This window comes from Campylobacter sp. RM9333 (genome assembly GCF_020137705.1).
Lineage (GTDB): Bacteria > Campylobacterota > Campylobacteria > Campylobacterales > Campylobacteraceae > Campylobacter_E.
Genome location: NZ_JACGAY010000025.1, coordinates 1 through 14,419 on the forward strand (window position 1 = coordinate 1; position 14,419 = coordinate 14,419).

Below are 14,419 nucleotides of genomic sequence, written 5' to 3' on the forward strand. Positions count from 1 at the left end.
AGGAATTTCAAAAAATGTAGAAATTCACAATGATAAAATTATTTTAAAATGTCTTGAAAATGATGAAAATAAAGAAAAATTACTTAATGATTTTTATAAAATTCAATCAAAAGAAATCTTTAGCGAAATTTTAAAAAGATTTTGTGTGATTGTTGGTAAAGATATAAAAGCTTTGAAAGTGCGAAAAATGAAAACTCGTTGGGGTTCTTGCAATACTAAAAAATCTTATATAAATCTAAATACCGAATTAATTAAAAAAGATATATTAGCAATAGAAGCAGTGATTATGCACGAATTAACACACCTTTATCACGCTAATCACTCAAAGGCTTTTTATACCACGCTTTTAGGATTTATGCCTGATTATTACGAGCGAATAAAATTACTAAAATAGAAAAAGAAATTTAAAAATATTTACATTAAGCTTTAATTTTATTTAACCCATTAAATATTTTAATATTTATTTTAGAGTTTTTTAATAAAATTAAAATTCTAATATCAATTCAAAGGAATAAAATGAAAAAACTTTCACCAGGTTTAATTTTAGTTAGTATTTTAAATAGTACTGTTTTAGCTTATGAAAATAGATATTCTATTGAACAAGAATATGCAATTATTAATTCTTGTATTGGAGTCTTACCTTTTACAGCTAATAAGCAAGAGTGTATATGTGCTTTGAAGTTGACACAAAAAAAATACCCTTATTATGAAAATAGTAAAGGTTTTAATAAAACATTTGATAAAAATTTAAATTATTGTGAGAAGTAATTTTGATTTCTATACTTTAGTCTAGAATTAACAAAATCATCTCCAAGAACTTGTCTTTCGAATTCAAATCTATCTTGGGGGCTTAAATAATTATAGTATTTTTGCAATTTTTCTATAGTATCACGTCTTGGATTGTTACTATCTCTATTTAACAATTTTTTTAATGATTCATAAAAATTTTTTATATCTTCATTAGATGTTAAATTCTCTACTTGCTCTGCTAATTCTTTAGCAACTTTAGCAAGAGTTGTATTGTTGATGATAATATAATTTTTTATTTTTTCCTTAAGTTCTTCTGTTATTTCTTTGTTTGTTTTCATTTTTTTGTCCCCAAATGTCCCTGGTTATTATTATATCATTTTGTAAGTTTTGCAAAACTAAAATAATTTTTAAGGAGAACGCGATGAATAAAAACGCGATGGATAAAGAAGCAGCAGCAAGAATTCAATCAAGCGAAGCTAAGAGAAATGGTGGTATTGTAAGCAAAGATAGTTTTGCAGCAAGAGCTCAAAGAGCAGCTAATAAAAATAGCAATAAAAAAGGAGAATAAAATGGCAATGTCTCAAGAAGAATTAGATTTATGGTCAGATATTAATAATCCAAATAACGATGCTTGTATGGATGATTGGGCTGATGCACATAATCCAAATAATGAAGATTATTTAGGTGATGATTAATATATTTAGCTAGCCTATAGGCTAGCTTTGTAATAATTGAATATAATTAGATTGTTATTTTCAAATTCTAGTTATTTTTTGTAGTGCTTTCTTCTTTTTTATTCTCTTTAGATTTTTCTAAATCTTGTTCATTTTCTTTTTTGTCTTTTTTGTTTGTTTTATTGCTACCATTTTCTGTATTAGCAACATTTTGCTTTTTACCATTTCTTATTATGTGAATGTCTTTTTTGATAAATTCAACCTTTATGGTTTTTTTACAATTTTTTTCTAATGTTTTACCTATCTCCATATTTTCACTACATAATTCCACATAAGCAATATCTCCTAAAGTTGATAATACTTTCACATCTTTTAACTCAATATAATCGCCTTTATAGTGATATTTGTTATTTTTGTCATAAAAACCATCAAATATATCTTTTATAAAACTATTTTTATTAACCATTATTGTAGCGTTATAGTTTCCTATACCCGTTGCTTTCATAGTGCTGTAGTCTGTTAGTAAAAATATAAACAAACTTATAATAACATAAGTTATTCTAACAATGTTTGAAATTTTATAAATTTTTTCTTTCTTCCATGTAATGAAAATCGCAATTATTATTGTTATACTGTAGTATATAACGTTAGTTTGTATAAAGTTATGTAATGTTTTATGTGAGTTTATAAATAGTAAAAATGCTATTATTGTTAAATACATTCCAAAGCAAAAGTTGATAATTTTTGATATTGTATTTTTACTAGTAGAAGAAAACAAGAAAACTTCTAATGGTAAATAGAGAAGAATTATATACATAAACGCATAGAATAAATTTGAAAATCCAAATGCTATAAATTGTTCAAATGTTAAATCTACCTGATAACTTAAGTCTAAAACATATGTTTTTGCATAATTTAAAACAGAACCGGCAATTATTAAAAATAATAAAATTTGCCCTAAAGCAAGAGATATTTGTCCATATTTTTTAATATTTTTATATATCCATCTTGTTGTTATTCTGTTAGTTTGGAAAAAATCTTCATCATTTTGTTCTTTGTTTATAGGCGTTGCAAGTTTTTCTTGTATCCATTTGTAGATTTTTTTCAAAAATAGAAAAATACTTTTAAATATTTCTATAGTTTTGTTTTTGTATTTTTTTATACTCATTTTCAACCTTTAAATATTTTTTTATATTGTAGCAGATTAATATATTGTGAATTTTATTTGGTTATTGTTTGTGAAGTAAATGCAATAATACTTTTTACAAAAAAGTAAGAAAATGTATTTTGTAATTTTAGAATCGTTAGTCAAAAGTCAAATCTTATATAAATTTGTAGTTTTATATTTTGATAATTTTTATAAATCCTTGTGTTGTCTTTTTAATTTAAAATTATTAGATACAAATCTAGTTTTTGGGATTATTTAGTTTATAGTAAGAATTGATGAGGTTTTGAAGTTTAAAAGAATTTGTATAAAAGATTGGCTAAAAACATAAAAGAGCTTTGAATGGTGATTTAGTGTAGTTTAGGAAAAGTATCTTAGAATTTGATTTAAATTCGTTAAAAAGCACAAATTGTAGTTAAAAAATAATCGTAAGTGTAGTCAATAAAATAAGACTATTTGATAATTGTTATAAAAAAATTTTTCTAATAAATTTAGCTAGATTTTTATAATAATGAAATGATTAAAATCTTTAATAATAAAAGATAAATATTCAAAGCAAATAGGCTACAATACAACATAGATTTATTAATGCTTACTTATTAATTGTTCTAAAAATGAAAATATATTTGTGGGCTAGTAGTAAGAAGTTATTTTTTAATAATCGTTTTAGTAAAAAATCTGTATTCAAATACTTGTATGGATACCATTTATCAATACTATAAAATATAAATTTGGCTTTAAAAGCCAAATTTTAGTTTTGATTTTTGCTGTGGTAATAACATAAATATATTAATCCAATAGACGCAACTATATTACCGACTAAGTTAGTTATTAACATAAAAATAAAACAGATATTACAATGCCAAAAATAAATACCTAAAATAATAACTAGGATTAAGCTCTGCAAATGTTTTATTAAAAAAATCTTTCATAATTTCTTATCTTAATAATGGGTTATTACTTTTTGCTTTACTTTTTAGTTTTTTAATTATTATGCCTTTTTTATTGATACAAAAAACATTAGAATCATTTACATTTGAGCCAATATGTCTAATCCTAACAAAATCATAATGCCACATTTCACATTCACTAGAAGAACTAATTCTGCTAGGTGCCCCAAACTTCTCTTCTAGGTCGCTTTTTTTAGATTTATTAACCACAATACTATCAAGTTCAGCTTGAGTAATCTCAGTACCTTCAGTATAACTTCCAAAGTCTTGAATAGCCGCACAAGAGCTAAAAGCTAATGCAACTAATGAAAACAAAAATAATTTTTTCATTTTTTCTCCTTAAATAAATTTAAAATCAAATTTATCATAAATACATTAATTCATCTTATAGGATATAGATTTTAAATTTTATATTGTTTAAATTATTAGATTTTACCTATAGGATAATGTATGAAAAACACTGAAGAAATAGAAGAATTTTATAAATTAGTATCAAGTAATGTTAAAAAATTTAGAACCGAAAAAAACATAAGCCAACTAGATTTAGCCCTAAGTATAGGCATAAAATCAATAGCCTTTTATTCAAATTGCGAAAATAATAAAAACGGCAAACATTTTAACCTAGAACATTTGTATAATATAAGCAAAGTTTTTAGGTGTTGATATTTGTGAGTTGTTAATGGGGGGGGTATACAAAATGAATTGCATAAAAGAAGCTTTGATTAATGTAGCTAATTTTGATTTAAGAGCTACTATGAGTAGGCGTTCGTATGCCTTTATGATTTTTGTTTTTCCGATTTTAGCATTTAGCTTGTTTTATTGTTTGATAGAGTTTTCAAGATTTGTGCGTTTATTTTTAGCTAATAATGTAGATTTTACTTTTATTAAAAATGATTTTATGAGTTATTCTCAAATTGTTTTTCAGGGTTTATATGCTAATTTTTATCTTGCTATTGATTTTACACTAATTCTTAGCACTTTACAAAGGCTTAATTCAATCACAAAAAATAAAATAATCAAAACTATCATTGTAATAATAGCGTTTTATCTTATTGATTATTATTTAGTATGCTTTCATTGGCTTAGGGTTTATTTAGAAGATAATTTTATGCTTTCAATTAATTATAAAGCCATTGGTTTTATTATTTTTTTCATACTTGCACTGATTTTATCAATGATAAAAGAAAGGCATTTTAATGAGATTACTCCAAAACGCTCTTTAGCTTATTTTTTAACTTTAGATTTTAGCTCAATTGCTAGTAAGACTAATTTGATAATACCTTTTAGTTTTTATCTTGGTATTACTATTGTTTTAACTATTTTTATCGTTGGAATAGTGTTTATAATGGCATTAACTGAACTTAGCATAATAATAATGCCTATTATTTATATTGATATATTTTATTTATTAAATCACTATAAATCAAACATTAGAGCAATTACAAAAATAATCACTCTAATATCTTTTATAGCTTTTTATATTCAAATTATTTGCTTTGATAGAAGCGGTATTTTTTATGAATATATGAATAGATTATTTTTATTTTCATTTATTTTAGTCTATATTCTAGCAATGCGAAAAATCAAGAATTTGAAATAGGAATTTCAAATTCTTATAATTCTACGCCGATGGCTTGATTAATTGAGCTTAAGCCATCGTTTTCTATTAATTTTGTAAGCTCATCATTTATATTTCTAGCAATTCTAGGTCCAACGAAAATCATAGATGAAAGCACTTGAACTAAACTAGCACCCCATTTTATACGCTCATAAGCTTGAGCTGCGTCAAATATCCCGCCACTACTAATAATTATGCCTTTTTTATGCACGCTTGGTGCGATTGCTTTTAGCATATTTAAAGACTTTTCGGCTAATACTTTACCACTTAAGCCGCCAACCTTGGTTAAATCAGGCTTTTTGCTAAGCGAATAATCTTGCGTAGTATTGCTTAAAATCACTCCGCAAGCATTAGCATTTAAAGCTGTTAGACTTAATTCAGTAGCCAAGCCAAAATCCATATCAGGAGCAAATTTTATAAATTTTGGCACATCATTAATAGCATTTAGCCTAGTAAAAATTTCTTCAATAAATTTAGCATTTTGTAAATCTCTTAGATTTGGAGTATTAGGCGAACTTATATTAATTACAAAAGCGTCTGCATAAGGCTTTAGCTCACGAACTAAAATCTCATAATCATTTATCGCTTCTTCATTAGGTGTAATTTTATTTTTACCTATATTTATAAAAATCGGAGGTAGTTTTGAGAAATTCTCACGCATTAAATTTGCTTTTGCAACTTCTACGCCGTCATTATTAAACCCCATTGCATTGCGAATGCTAAGCTCATCTACTAATCTTTCAATTCTTGGGCGAGGATTACCTGGCTGAGCCTTAGGAGTGATTGCTCCGACTTCAATGAAACCAAAGCCAAGATTTGCTAAAGGAGCTACCACTTCAGCATTTTTATCAAATCCTGCTGCAAGTCCAATAGGATTAGAAAATTTCATATTGATTAATTCATTTTCTAAATTCTTATAAGTTTTTTTATAATCAACTACTTTTAAAAATCTTTGAGTTTTAAGAGCTTTGATTACTAAATGGTGCATATCTTCAGGGTCAAACTTAAATATAACTTTTTTTGCTAATTCATACATTTACTTACCTTTATAATGTTTTTGAAAAGGTCTTTTCACCTTTATTTTTCATATAAGCATCAAATCCCATACAAATATTACGGATTAATAATGTGCCTGTTTCATTTACTTTTATTTCATCATCACTAATTTGTAAAAATTCAGCATAAGTTTTTAAATACTCTTTTGCGTCGTTAAAATAATCCCAAAATACTATTTTAAATTCTTTTTCAATTTCTTTAATATTAAGACTAAAATTAGCCATTAAGCTCATTATTACAGCTTTTCTAATTAAATCATCATTATTAAGTTTAATTCCCCTATGAAATGGTAACTTGCCATTATCAATAGCTGCTTCATAAAGGTTTAAATCTTTATAGTTTTGTGCGTAATAATTAAGTCCTTCTCCAATACTAGTAAGCCCAACGCCAACCAAAATAGCTCCACTTTTTGTAGTATATCCTTGAAAATTCCTATGAAGTGTGCCATTTTCTAAAGCCTTAAATAATTCATCATTTGGTTTAGCAAAATGATCCATTCCTATCATTTTATAACCATTTTCGCCTAAAAATTTCGCAGTATGTTTTAGAATTTCTAACTTAGTTTTAGCTTCAGGAATAGTGCTTTCATCAAATTTTCTCATATTCTTTTTAATCCAAGGCACATGAGCGTAATTAAATACAGCAAGTCTATCAGGATTTATTTTTAAAATTGTCTCAAGCGTTTTGCTAAATGAGTTTAAATCCTGATAAGGAAGTCCGTAAATTAAATCAGTATTTATACTTTTTACTCCATTTGCTCTTGCTAGTTTTACTGCATTTTCTGTAATTTCGTAAGGTTGAATTCTATGAATTTCTTTTTGCACTTTAGGGTCAAAATCTTGCACACCAAAGCTAATTCTATTTATGCCGTATTTTGCAAATACGCTCATTTGTTCAACATTTAAAAATCTAGGGTCAATCTCACAAGAAAGCTCACTATCAGGTAAAAACTCAAATATTTCATTAATTTTTTTAAGCAAGATTTCAAGTTGAGCTGCACTAAAAAATGTAGGTGTTCCACCACCAAAGTGCATTTGAATAGCTTTTTTTGTTTTAAGATGAGTTTTTAAAATATCCAGCTCTCTTAAAATATAATCTAAATACCTTTCTTTTTTATCTTCATTAGCTGTATAAATTACATTACAGCCACAAAAATAACAAGCCGAACGACAAAACGGCAAGTGAAAATAAAGCGATAAAGGCTTATTCTCGTTACTTTCTAAATCTTTTATAAAATCATCATATTTATAATCTTCGCCAAACTCAATAGCTGTTGGATATGAAGTATATCTTGGGCCACTTGTTTGATATTTTGCTAATACACTAAAATCCATTTTTATCCCCTTAACATTTCGGCTAATTCTTTAGCGTGATAAGTGATTATTAGTTTTGCACCCGCTCTTTTAAAACTAATCATAGTTTCCATTAAGATTTTTGGATAATCTACAAGCCCAGCTATTCCAGCGTTTTTAAGCATTGAATACTCTCCGCTTACATTATAAACGCATAGTGGAAGTAGTGAGTTTTGGCTAATTTCTTTAACTACATCTAAATATGCTAAAGCAGGTTTTACCATCAATATATCAGCACCTTGTTTTTCATCTTCTAAGCTTTCATTCAAAGCTTCTTTTCCGTTTGCATAATCCATTTGATAAGCTTTTCTATCGCCTTTTTTAGGAGCTGAATTAGCCACATCACGGAAAGGTCCATAGTATGCACTTGCGAATTTGGTTGAATAAGCCATAATAGGTAAAGTATCAAAGCCATTTTCATCTAAAGTAGTTCTTAAAGTTTTTATTATTCCATCCATCATTCCACTAGGTGCAATCATATCCACACCAGCTCTAGCCATTACTAAAGCTTGTTTGCTAGAATTTAAAAGCGTAATTTCATTATTTAAATACCCATCTTCATCTAATACTCCGCAATGTCCGTGGTCTGTGTATTCACAAAAGCACAAATCTGCAATTAAATATAAGCTATCACCAAAACGCTCTTTAATAGCTCTAATAGCACGAGCTATAAGCCCATTATCGCTCATTGCATCACTTCCGCAGCTATCTTTTGCACTTTCATCTAATACGCCAAATAATAAAATACTCTTAATTCCAAGCTTTAAACATTCATTACATTCTGCTAGTAATTCATCAAATCCTAATTGATAAACTCCTGGCATTGATTTAATCTCAATTTTTGCACTTTTTTTATCTACTACAAATAAAGGGTAAATCAAATCGTTTAAGCTAAGTTGGTTTTCCTTTACTAAATCCCTAATTATAGGGCTTTTTCTAAGTCGTCTAAATTTACGCACACTAAACTCCTTTTTTTGTATAATTAAGGCTAATTAAATCAAAAAAGAGTTAAACAATGTTAGTTGAAATTTCAAAACAAGCAAATTTACCTACAAGATTTGGAAATTTTATTATCCAATCTTTTAAAGAAAACGAAAAAGAGCATTTAGTAATTATGAAAGGCGAAATTAGTGATGAGATTAATGTTCGCATACATTCTGAATGCCTTACAGGTGATGCTTTAGGTTCGCTTAAATGCGATTGTAGAGACCAATTAAAAGCATCTTTAAGATATATTGAAGCAAATGGCGGAATGGTTATTTATCTTCGTCAAGAAGGTCGTGGAATAGGTCTATTTAATAAAGTAAATGCTTATAATTTACAAGATAATGGATTTGATACACTTGAAGCGAATTTAAAACTAGGCTTTAAAGATGATGAAAGAGATTATAAAATAGTTGATTTTATACTTGAATATTACAAAATTAAAAGCGTAAGATTGCTTACAAATAATCCTTTAAAATTAAAAGCTATTAGTAAAGATGTAAAACGCATACCATTAATAATGCAAAGCAATGAATACAATAAACAATATCTAAAAGTTAAATCTTGCAAAATGGGGCATATGCTAAATGAATAATGAATTTTTAGCTTTTATAAATTCATATGAAGATGAATTAAAAAAATACAATAAAGTTCATAATATTACAAGATTAAAAGATATAAAAGCAGCAGCACTTGATAGTATTGAAATACTTAATTTCGTAGAATTTAAATCAGGAATTAATATAGCAGATATTGGCTCAGGTGCTGGTTTTCCTGCTATATTTTTAGCTTTTTTAAAAAGAGATTGTAATTTTTATTTGTATGAGCCAAGTTATAAAAAATCAGCATTTTTATCGCTAATTAAAGCTAAGTTTAATTTAGATAATGTGTTTATTAAACCTATAAAAGTTGAATGTGAAAAAGACTTAAAATGCGATTTGATAACTTCAAGAGCTTTTGCAAAAACAGAACTAATTGTTACTTTATGTAATGATATAACCAATGATAATACTAAATTTATTTTATACAAAGGCTCATTCGTAAAAGATGAGCTAGATTGCTTAAATGAATATAAATTACACGAGAGAAATAATAGAATTTTTTTAGAATTTTATAAAAAAGATTTCAAAATTATTACAAATTAAGCTTAGTTTATTTTTTTTAAGATTATAATTAGCAGATTATTTTAATTTCTATTTAAGGAGCAGTTATGGCAAATCCATCGCAAAATCTTGGCTATGATTATACCGTAGCTAAGTGGTTTATGTTCGCATGTATTTTGTTTGGCATAATCGGTATGGGAATTGGAACTTTAATCGCGTTTCAATTAGCATTTCCTGAGCTAAATAATATTGCAGGTGAATATTCTACATTTGGCCGCCTAAGACCACTTCATACAAACGGAGTTGTTTATGGCTTTATGCTTTCAGGTATTTGGGCTACTTGGTATTATGTAGGTCAAAGAGTTTTAAAAGTTTCTATGAAAGAATCAAAATTCTTAATGTTCATAGGTAAAGCTCATTTTATAATCTTTATGATTACTATATTATTAGCTGTTGTAAGTCTTTTTGCTGGTGTTACAACTTCAAAAGAATACGCAGAACTTGAATGGCCTTTTGATATAGCAGTTGTTGTTATTTGGGTTTTATGGGGTATGGGAATTTTTGGACTTATTGGAATTCGCCGTGAAAAAAGTCTTTATATTTCTATTTGGTATTACATTGCGACATTTTTAGGTGTAGCAATGCTTTATTTATTTAATAATATGGAAGTTCCTACAAAATTAGTTACAGGAATGGGTTCTTGGCTTCATTCAGTATCTATGTATGCAGGAAGTAACGATGCTTTAATTCAATGGTGGTGGGGACATAATGCGGTTGCTTTTGTTTTCACGGTTGCAATTATTGCTGAAATATATTATTTCTTACCAAAAGAAAGTGGTCAGCCAGTATTTTCTTATAAATTATCACTATTTTCATTCTGGTCTTTAATGTTTATATATTTATGGGCAGGTGGGCACCACTTGATTTATTCAACCGTTCCTGATTGGATGCAAACAATGGGTTCAATTTTCTCTGTTGTATTAATATTACCAAGTTGGGGTAGTGCAATCAATATCTTACTTACAATGAAAGGTGAATGGCACCAAGTAAAAGAAAGTCCATTAATTAAGTTTATGATTTTTGCTTCAACATTTTATATGTTTAGCACACTTGAGGGTTCAATTCAATCAGTTAAATCAATCAATGCTCTAGCACACTTTACAGACTGGATTCCAGGACACGTGCATGATGGAACACTTGGTTGGGTAGGATTTATGACTATGGCTGCAATTTATCATATGACTCCAAGGGTATTTAAAAAAGAGATTTATAGTAAAAAAATTATGGAATACCAATTTACTATCCAAACTTTAGGAATTGTATTATTCTTTAGCTCAATGTGGATTGCTGGAATTACTCAAGGTATGATGTGGAGAGCTTATGATGATTATGGAACTCTAACTTATTCATTTATTGATACTGTTATAGCACTACATCCTTATTTTATAATAAGAGCTATTGGTGGTTTATTATATTTAATAGGATTTTTTATGTTTGCTTATAATATTTATAAGTCAGTTACTTCAAGCAGAAGCGTTGAAGTTGAACCAAAATCAGCAAGTCCAATGCAAGCGTAAGGAGGTAAAAAATGTTTAGTTGGTTAGAAAAAAATCCTTTCTTTTTTGCGGTATTTGTATTTGTTGTTATTGCTTATGCTGGTGTTGTAGAAATTCTACCTGCATTTAGTCCTAACGCTAGACCAATTGAGAGTAAAAAGCCTTATACAGCTTTAGAACTTGCAGGTCGTCATGTTTATATTAAAGAAAGCTGCAATGCATGTCACTCACAATTAATTCGTCCATTTAAAGCAGAAACAGATAGATATGGTGCTTATTCAAAAGCAGGTGAATATGCTTATGATAGACCATTTTTATGGGGTTCAAAAAGAACAGGTCCTGATTTAATGAGAGTTGGTAATTATAGAACTACTGATTGGCACGAAAATCATATGAAAAAACCTGTTTCTGTAGTGCCTAGTTCAATTATGCCTGAATATCCACATTTATTTAAAAAGAATTCAGATTTAGATACAGCTTATGCTGAAGCTTTAACTGTTAAAAAAGTTTTCAATGTTCCTTATGATGAAGAAGGTTATCCAAAATTAGGAACTTACGAAGACGCTCGTAAAATGATGGTAGAACAAGCTACACCTATTGTTGATGCAATGAGCGATGAAGAAGTAAAACAAGCGTTTGAACCTTGCCGTGCAAATGCACTTGATAGTAAATGCGAAATTAAAGAAATAGTTGCATTGATTGCGTATTTAAATAGTTTAAAGTAAGGAAGAATTATGAGTTTGGTTGAACTTGTGCAATATCAAGGACATGCTTATTTTTTCCTTGTGGCGTTTTTGACCTTTGTGCTTTATGCTTATATTATTCATTTATATAAAGCACAAAGAGAAGGTAAAAAAGATTATGAAAAATATGCAAATCTTGCATTAGATGATGATATTAATTCATCTTTATTAGAAAATAGGAGAAAGTGATGAAATGGTTAAATCTTTCTGATAATGTAAATTTACTTTCTATAATTGGTGCAGTTGTTATTGTTGCTACCGTGTTGATAGTAAGTTTAAATGTATTTAAACAGATGAGAATTAAAAGAAAAGATGCTGAAACAAGCGAGCACGAATGGGATGGAATAAGCGAATATAAAAACCCATTACCAGTAGGTTGGGCTGTTATGTTTATCGTTTTAATAGTGTTTGCTTTATGGTATTTTTTAATAGGTTTTCCACTAAACAAATATTCATCAATAGGTGAATATAATGAAGAAGTAGCAAGTCATAATGCAAAATATAAAGAAAAATATGTAGCATTTGATGATGAATCTAAATTAAATATGGGTAGAAATGTATTTTTATTACATTGTGCTCCTTGTCATGGTGCTGAAGCAACTGGAATTAATGGTAAGGCTCAAGACTTAACTAAATGGAGTAGCGTTGCTGGAATTTTAGATATTTTAGAAAACGGCTCAACAGGTTTAGGATATGGAGAAATGCCAGCTGGTTTAGTTGAAGGAGATGACGCAAAAGCAGTTGCAACTTATGTAGCAAATGGAATGCAAGGCGAAGTTGGTAAAGATGTGTTTGAAACAACTTGTGCAGCTTGTCACGGAGAAAATGGAGAAGGCACTGAAGGTGTAGCACCTGCATTAAATATTTATACTAAACCTGATTTTATTAAAATGGTTTTAGCTAGCGGTAAGATAGCAAGTGCTGATGCAAGCGTAAAAGTAATAGGAGCAATGCCAAGCTTTAAATCAATGCTAAGCGATGAGCAAGTAGATGCAGTTGCTCGTTATGTAAGCACATTATCAAAGGAGTAAAAAATGGATAATCATAATAGAAATGTGTTTGGATTACACGGAATTACAGGTATGTTAATAGCTACCGTTTTATTATTATCAATCCTAGTTGGGCTTACTATTTGGGGAATAAATGTTCAACAAAAAGAAATCAGAAATCCTTATAAACTAGAAAAAATTGAAGATGCTAAAATGCACGAAAATAGAAGTTTAGAAGATTTTAGAAAGGACGCAAAATGAGCAAGTTATTAGAAACAATTATAGTTTTAGGAATGGTTGTGTTAGCAATAGTTACAGCTTGGTCAGTTTTAACTCCTAATCATTTAGGTATAGGATGAAAAAGCTAATAATTATAATGCTTTTAGCTCTTGTGAATTTATTTTCACAAGAGCCTTTAAGTAATGAAGTATTAAATGAAATAAATATTTTAAGTAATGATTTAGAGCAAAAAACAGGTATTAAAACAAGTGTTTTAATATCAAATGAAATTCCTTTTAAAGATTTAAAACAAAGTATTAAAACTGATAAAAATTATGCAATTATAGTAATTAGTCTTAAAGATAAAAAGTTAGATGTTATAAGTGATTTAGGATTAGATTTTAGAAGTGTTACCGAGTATTATTATTTAAAATATGGATTTTTCCCAAAACAAGGTGCAATATTGCCAATACTTACTCAACCTAAAGGAAAAGATTTAGTAAATGCAGCAATTTTAAATGGGTTTGCTGAATTGTGTGATGTAATTGCAAGTAGTAAAGGTGTAGAACTTGAGTATTCTTACGGGGATTTAAATGATAATATTATAAATACAATTAGAACTATTTTTTATATTTTTACTATTATTTTTATAGTAGTTTTAATTAGAAGAAAGGTAAAGAAAAAATGATAAAAGAAGGAAGACATTGGCCTTATTTGATTGTTGGTTCAATTATTTTTATGATGATTGCTTGTATTTACACCGTTTATTTATCTTTTGATTATCCAGTAGATGAAGATGAAAGTTATTTTTTAAAATATCAAGATGTTGAGAATAATTACGCAAAAATCAAAGAAAACGAAAAATTATTTTTAGATAATTTTGCTTTTAGGGTTTTAGGCGATAAAACAAGATTAGAAGTTACTAAACGCCCAGCGGTATTTGTAGATAATGAAGTGATATTACAAGTTAAAGAAAAGTCTAATTTAAAAGCAAGCAATATAAGCGTAAAGGCAAAATTAACAAGACCACACACAAAATATGAAGATAAAGAAATCATCGTAAATTATGATGATAATTTAAAAGAATTTAAAGCTGATTTAGGAGATATTTCTAATGGACGCTGGACTTTATTGATTGATTTTAAAATCAATGAACTTTCAAAATTTTATAAACTTGAACTTTGCAAAAATCAATGTAAAAAAGCTTAATATTAAAGCTTTTTTACGCTATAACTACTCATAATAATCTTTTAAAAGGAA

At 27.8% G+C, this 14,419-nt stretch carries 21 protein-coding genes; 15 read left to right on the forward strand and 6 right to left on the reverse strand.

What is annotated here, in order from left to right; translation table 11 throughout:
* On the forward strand, positions 1 to 394 hold a 394-nt coding region (locus AVBRAN9333_RS08125; RefSeq protein ID WP_336609781.1), incomplete at its 5' end, for a M48 family metallopeptidase.
* 122 nt (positions 395 to 516) lie between these two features.
* Positions 517 to 768, forward strand: a complete 252-nt coding sequence (locus tag AVBRAN9333_RS08130; RefSeq protein WP_336609782.1) for a hypothetical protein — start codon at positions 517 to 519, stop codon at positions 766 to 768.
* On the opposite strand, the gene AVBRAN9333_RS08135 is transcribed toward AVBRAN9333_RS08130, so the two are convergent.
* Entirely contained in the window at positions 753 to 1,088 is a 336-nt protein-coding gene (locus tag AVBRAN9333_RS08135) for a hypothetical protein (RefSeq protein ID WP_336609783.1), read from the reverse strand. The genes AVBRAN9333_RS08130 and AVBRAN9333_RS08135 overlap by 16 nt on opposite strands.
* An 83-nt stretch (positions 1,089 to 1,171) precedes the next feature.
* On the opposite strand from AVBRAN9333_RS08135, the gene AVBRAN9333_RS08140 reads away from it, so the two are divergent.
* Both AVBRAN9333_RS08140 and AVBRAN9333_RS08145 read left to right on the forward strand, forming a co-directional pair.
* The gene (locus AVBRAN9333_RS08140; protein WP_336609784.1) at positions 1,172 to 1,318 is read left to right on the forward strand and encodes a hypothetical protein; all 147 of its coding nucleotides are present in this window, start codon (positions 1,172 to 1,174) and stop codon (positions 1,316 to 1,318) included.
* Between the two features lies 1 nt (position 1,319).
* Positions 1,320 to 1,445, forward strand: a complete 126-nt coding sequence (locus AVBRAN9333_RS08145; RefSeq protein ID WP_275591988.1) for a hypothetical protein — start codon at positions 1,320 to 1,322, stop codon at positions 1,443 to 1,445.
* Positions 1,446 to 1,512: 67 nt separating this feature from the next.
* Here the strand turns inward: AVBRAN9333_RS08145 and AVBRAN9333_RS08150 are convergent, their stop codons facing one another.
* Both AVBRAN9333_RS08150 and AVBRAN9333_RS08155 read right to left on the reverse strand, forming a co-directional pair.
* Positions 1,513 to 2,592, reverse strand: coding sequence for a hypothetical protein (locus AVBRAN9333_RS08150; protein WP_336609785.1), 1,080 nt, complete (start codon positions 2,590 to 2,592; stop codon positions 1,513 to 1,515).
* A 935-nt stretch (positions 2,593 to 3,527) separates the two neighbouring features.
* Positions 3,528 to 3,869 carry a hypothetical protein gene (locus AVBRAN9333_RS08155; RefSeq protein WP_336609786.1) on the reverse strand — a complete coding sequence of 114 codons (342 nt, stop codon included), beginning with the start codon at positions 3,867 to 3,869 and terminating at the stop codon, positions 3,528 to 3,530.
* Positions 3,870 to 3,989: 120 nt separating this feature from the next.
* Between AVBRAN9333_RS08155 and AVBRAN9333_RS08160 the strand changes: the two genes are divergently transcribed.
* Both AVBRAN9333_RS08160 and AVBRAN9333_RS08165 read left to right on the forward strand, forming a co-directional pair.
* Positions 3,990 to 4,202, forward strand: coding sequence for a helix-turn-helix domain-containing protein (locus AVBRAN9333_RS08160; protein ID WP_336609787.1), 213 nt, complete (start codon positions 3,990 to 3,992; stop codon positions 4,200 to 4,202).
* A gap of 16 nt (positions 4,203 to 4,218) precedes the next feature.
* Positions 4,219 to 5,139, forward strand: a complete 921-nt coding sequence (locus AVBRAN9333_RS08165; RefSeq protein ID WP_336609788.1) for a hypothetical protein — start codon at positions 4,219 to 4,221, stop codon at positions 5,137 to 5,139.
* A gap of 13 nt (positions 5,140 to 5,152) precedes the next feature.
* Here AVBRAN9333_RS08165 and AVBRAN9333_RS08170 read toward each other — a convergent pair whose 3' ends face one another.
* The 3 genes from AVBRAN9333_RS08170 to hemB are packed head-to-tail and all read right to left on the reverse strand — an operon-like array spanning position 5,153 to position 8,524.
* On the reverse strand, positions 5,153 to 6,193 hold the full coding sequence (locus AVBRAN9333_RS08170) for a quinone-dependent dihydroorotate dehydrogenase (protein ID WP_336609789.1): 1,041 nt from the start codon (positions 6,191 to 6,193) through the stop codon (positions 5,153 to 5,155).
* Between the two features lie 10 nt (positions 6,194 to 6,203).
* A complete protein-coding gene (gene hemN, locus AVBRAN9333_RS08175) occupies positions 6,204 to 7,547 on the reverse strand; it encodes an oxygen-independent coproporphyrinogen III oxidase (protein WP_336609790.1) in 1,344 nt (447 codons plus the stop codon).
* A gap of 2 nt (positions 7,548 to 7,549) precedes the next feature.
* On the reverse strand, positions 7,550 to 8,524 hold the full coding sequence (gene hemB / locus AVBRAN9333_RS08180; RefSeq protein WP_214117646.1) for a porphobilinogen synthase: 975 nt from the start codon (positions 8,522 to 8,524) through the stop codon (positions 7,550 to 7,552).
* Between the two features lie 56 nt (positions 8,525 to 8,580).
* Here hemB and ribA point away from each other — a divergent pair, with 56 nt between their 5' ends.
* The 9 genes from ribA (at position 8,581) to AVBRAN9333_RS08230 (ending at position 14,368) form a co-directional block, all read left to right on the forward strand.
* Positions 8,581 to 9,144 carry a GTP cyclohydrolase II gene (ribA, locus tag AVBRAN9333_RS08185; protein ID WP_239803297.1) on the forward strand — a complete coding sequence of 188 codons (564 nt, stop codon included), beginning with the start codon at positions 8,581 to 8,583 and terminating at the stop codon, positions 9,142 to 9,144.
* A complete protein-coding gene (gene rsmG, locus AVBRAN9333_RS08190) occupies positions 9,137 to 9,694 on the forward strand; it encodes a 16S rRNA (guanine(527)-N(7))-methyltransferase RsmG (protein ID WP_214117644.1) in 558 nt (185 codons plus the stop codon). The genes ribA and rsmG overlap by 8 nt, the downstream gene beginning before the upstream one ends.
* A gap of 65 nt (positions 9,695 to 9,759) precedes the next feature.
* Positions 9,760 to 11,229 (forward strand): cytochrome-c oxidase, cbb3-type subunit I, encoded by a 1,470-nt coding sequence (gene ccoN, locus AVBRAN9333_RS08195; RefSeq protein WP_214117643.1) that lies wholly within the window; start codon positions 9,760 to 9,762, stop codon positions 11,227 to 11,229.
* Positions 11,230 to 11,240: 11 nt separating this feature from the next.
* Positions 11,241 to 11,933 carry a cytochrome-c oxidase, cbb3-type subunit II gene (gene ccoO, locus AVBRAN9333_RS08200; RefSeq protein WP_214117642.1) on the forward strand — a complete coding sequence of 231 codons (693 nt, stop codon included), beginning with the start codon at positions 11,241 to 11,243 and terminating at the stop codon, positions 11,931 to 11,933.
* A gap of 9 nt (positions 11,934 to 11,942) precedes the next feature.
* Entirely contained in the window at positions 11,943 to 12,140 is a 198-nt protein-coding gene (locus tag AVBRAN9333_RS08205) for a cytochrome c oxidase, cbb3-type, CcoQ subunit (protein WP_214117641.1), read from the forward strand.
* Positions 12,140 to 12,982: a c-type cytochrome gene (locus AVBRAN9333_RS08210; RefSeq protein ID WP_214117640.1), complete on the forward strand. Its 843-nt coding sequence runs from the start codon at positions 12,140 to 12,142 to the stop codon at positions 12,980 to 12,982. The genes AVBRAN9333_RS08205 and AVBRAN9333_RS08210 overlap by 1 nt, the downstream gene beginning before the upstream one ends.
* 3 nt (positions 12,983 to 12,985) lie before the next feature.
* Positions 12,986 to 13,201 carry a DUF4006 family protein gene (locus tag AVBRAN9333_RS08215; RefSeq protein ID WP_214117639.1) on the forward strand — a complete coding sequence of 72 codons (216 nt, stop codon included), beginning with the start codon at positions 12,986 to 12,988 and terminating at the stop codon, positions 13,199 to 13,201.
* Positions 13,202 to 13,295: 94 nt separating this feature from the next.
* Complete coding sequence (locus AVBRAN9333_RS08225) at positions 13,296 to 13,847, forward strand: hypothetical protein (protein WP_336609791.1); 552 nt, start codon at positions 13,296 to 13,298, stop codon at positions 13,845 to 13,847.
* Positions 13,844 to 14,368 (forward strand): FixH family protein, encoded by a 525-nt coding sequence (locus AVBRAN9333_RS08230; RefSeq protein ID WP_336609792.1) that lies wholly within the window; start codon positions 13,844 to 13,846, stop codon positions 14,366 to 14,368. The genes AVBRAN9333_RS08225 and AVBRAN9333_RS08230 overlap by 4 nt, the downstream gene beginning before the upstream one ends.
* The last annotated feature ends 51 nt before the right edge of the window (positions 14,369 to 14,419 follow it).

What these genes read in the sequence shown, in the direction of transcription:
- AVBRAN9333_RS08215 (WP_214117639.1), top strand. Translation starts at nt 12,986, where the DNA reads ATGGATAATCATAATAGAAATGTGTTTGGATTACACGGAATTACAGGT.
- ccoN (WP_214117643.1), top strand. Translation starts at nt 9,760, where the DNA reads ATGGCAAATCCATCGCAAAATCTTGGCTATGATTATACCGTAGCTAAG.
- ccoO (WP_214117642.1), top strand. Translation starts at nt 11,241, where the DNA reads ATGTTTAGTTGGTTAGAAAAAAATCCTTTCTTTTTTGCGGTATTTGTA.
- AVBRAN9333_RS08140 (WP_336609784.1), top strand. Translation starts at nt 1,172, where the DNA reads ATGAATAAAAACGCGATGGATAAAGAAGCAGCAGCAAGAATTCAATCA.
- hemN (WP_336609790.1), bottom strand. Translation starts at nt 7,547, where the DNA reads ATGGATTTTAGTGTATTAGCAAAATATCAAACAAGTGGCCCAAGATAT.
- rsmG (WP_214117644.1), top strand. Translation starts at nt 9,137, where the DNA reads ATGAATAATGAATTTTTAGCTTTTATAAATTCATATGAAGATGAATTA.
- AVBRAN9333_RS08155 (WP_336609786.1), bottom strand. Translation starts at nt 3,869, where the DNA reads ATGAAAAAATTATTTTTGTTTTCATTAGTTGCATTAGCTTTTAGCTCT.
- AVBRAN9333_RS08165 (WP_336609788.1), top strand. Translation starts at nt 4,219, where the DNA reads ATGGGGGGGGTATACAAAATGAATTGCATAAAAGAAGCTTTGATTAAT.
- AVBRAN9333_RS08150 (WP_336609785.1), bottom strand. Translation starts at nt 2,592, where the DNA reads ATGAGTATAAAAAAATACAAAAACAAAACTATAGAAATATTTAAAAGT.
- ribA (WP_239803297.1), top strand. Translation starts at nt 8,581, where the DNA reads ATGTTAGTTGAAATTTCAAAACAAGCAAATTTACCTACAAGATTTGGA.
- AVBRAN9333_RS08205 (WP_214117641.1), top strand. Translation starts at nt 11,943, where the DNA reads ATGAGTTTGGTTGAACTTGTGCAATATCAAGGACATGCTTATTTTTTC.
- AVBRAN9333_RS08210 (WP_214117640.1), top strand. Translation starts at nt 12,140, where the DNA reads ATGAAATGGTTAAATCTTTCTGATAATGTAAATTTACTTTCTATAATT.
- AVBRAN9333_RS08225 (WP_336609791.1), top strand. Translation starts at nt 13,296, where the DNA reads ATGAAAAAGCTAATAATTATAATGCTTTTAGCTCTTGTGAATTTATTT.
- AVBRAN9333_RS08230 (WP_336609792.1), top strand. Translation starts at nt 13,844, where the DNA reads ATGATAAAAGAAGGAAGACATTGGCCTTATTTGATTGTTGGTTCAATT.
- AVBRAN9333_RS08130 (WP_336609782.1), top strand. Translation starts at nt 517, where the DNA reads ATGAAAAAACTTTCACCAGGTTTAATTTTAGTTAGTATTTTAAATAGT.
- AVBRAN9333_RS08135 (WP_336609783.1), bottom strand. Translation starts at nt 1,088, where the DNA reads ATGAAAACAAACAAAGAAATAACAGAAGAACTTAAGGAAAAAATAAAA.
- AVBRAN9333_RS08145 (WP_275591988.1), top strand. Translation starts at nt 1,320, where the DNA reads ATGGCAATGTCTCAAGAAGAATTAGATTTATGGTCAGATATTAATAAT.
- AVBRAN9333_RS08170 (WP_336609789.1), bottom strand. Translation starts at nt 6,193, where the DNA reads ATGTATGAATTAGCAAAAAAAGTTATATTTAAGTTTGACCCTGAAGAT.
- AVBRAN9333_RS08160 (WP_336609787.1), top strand. Translation starts at nt 3,990, where the DNA reads ATGAAAAACACTGAAGAAATAGAAGAATTTTATAAATTAGTATCAAGT.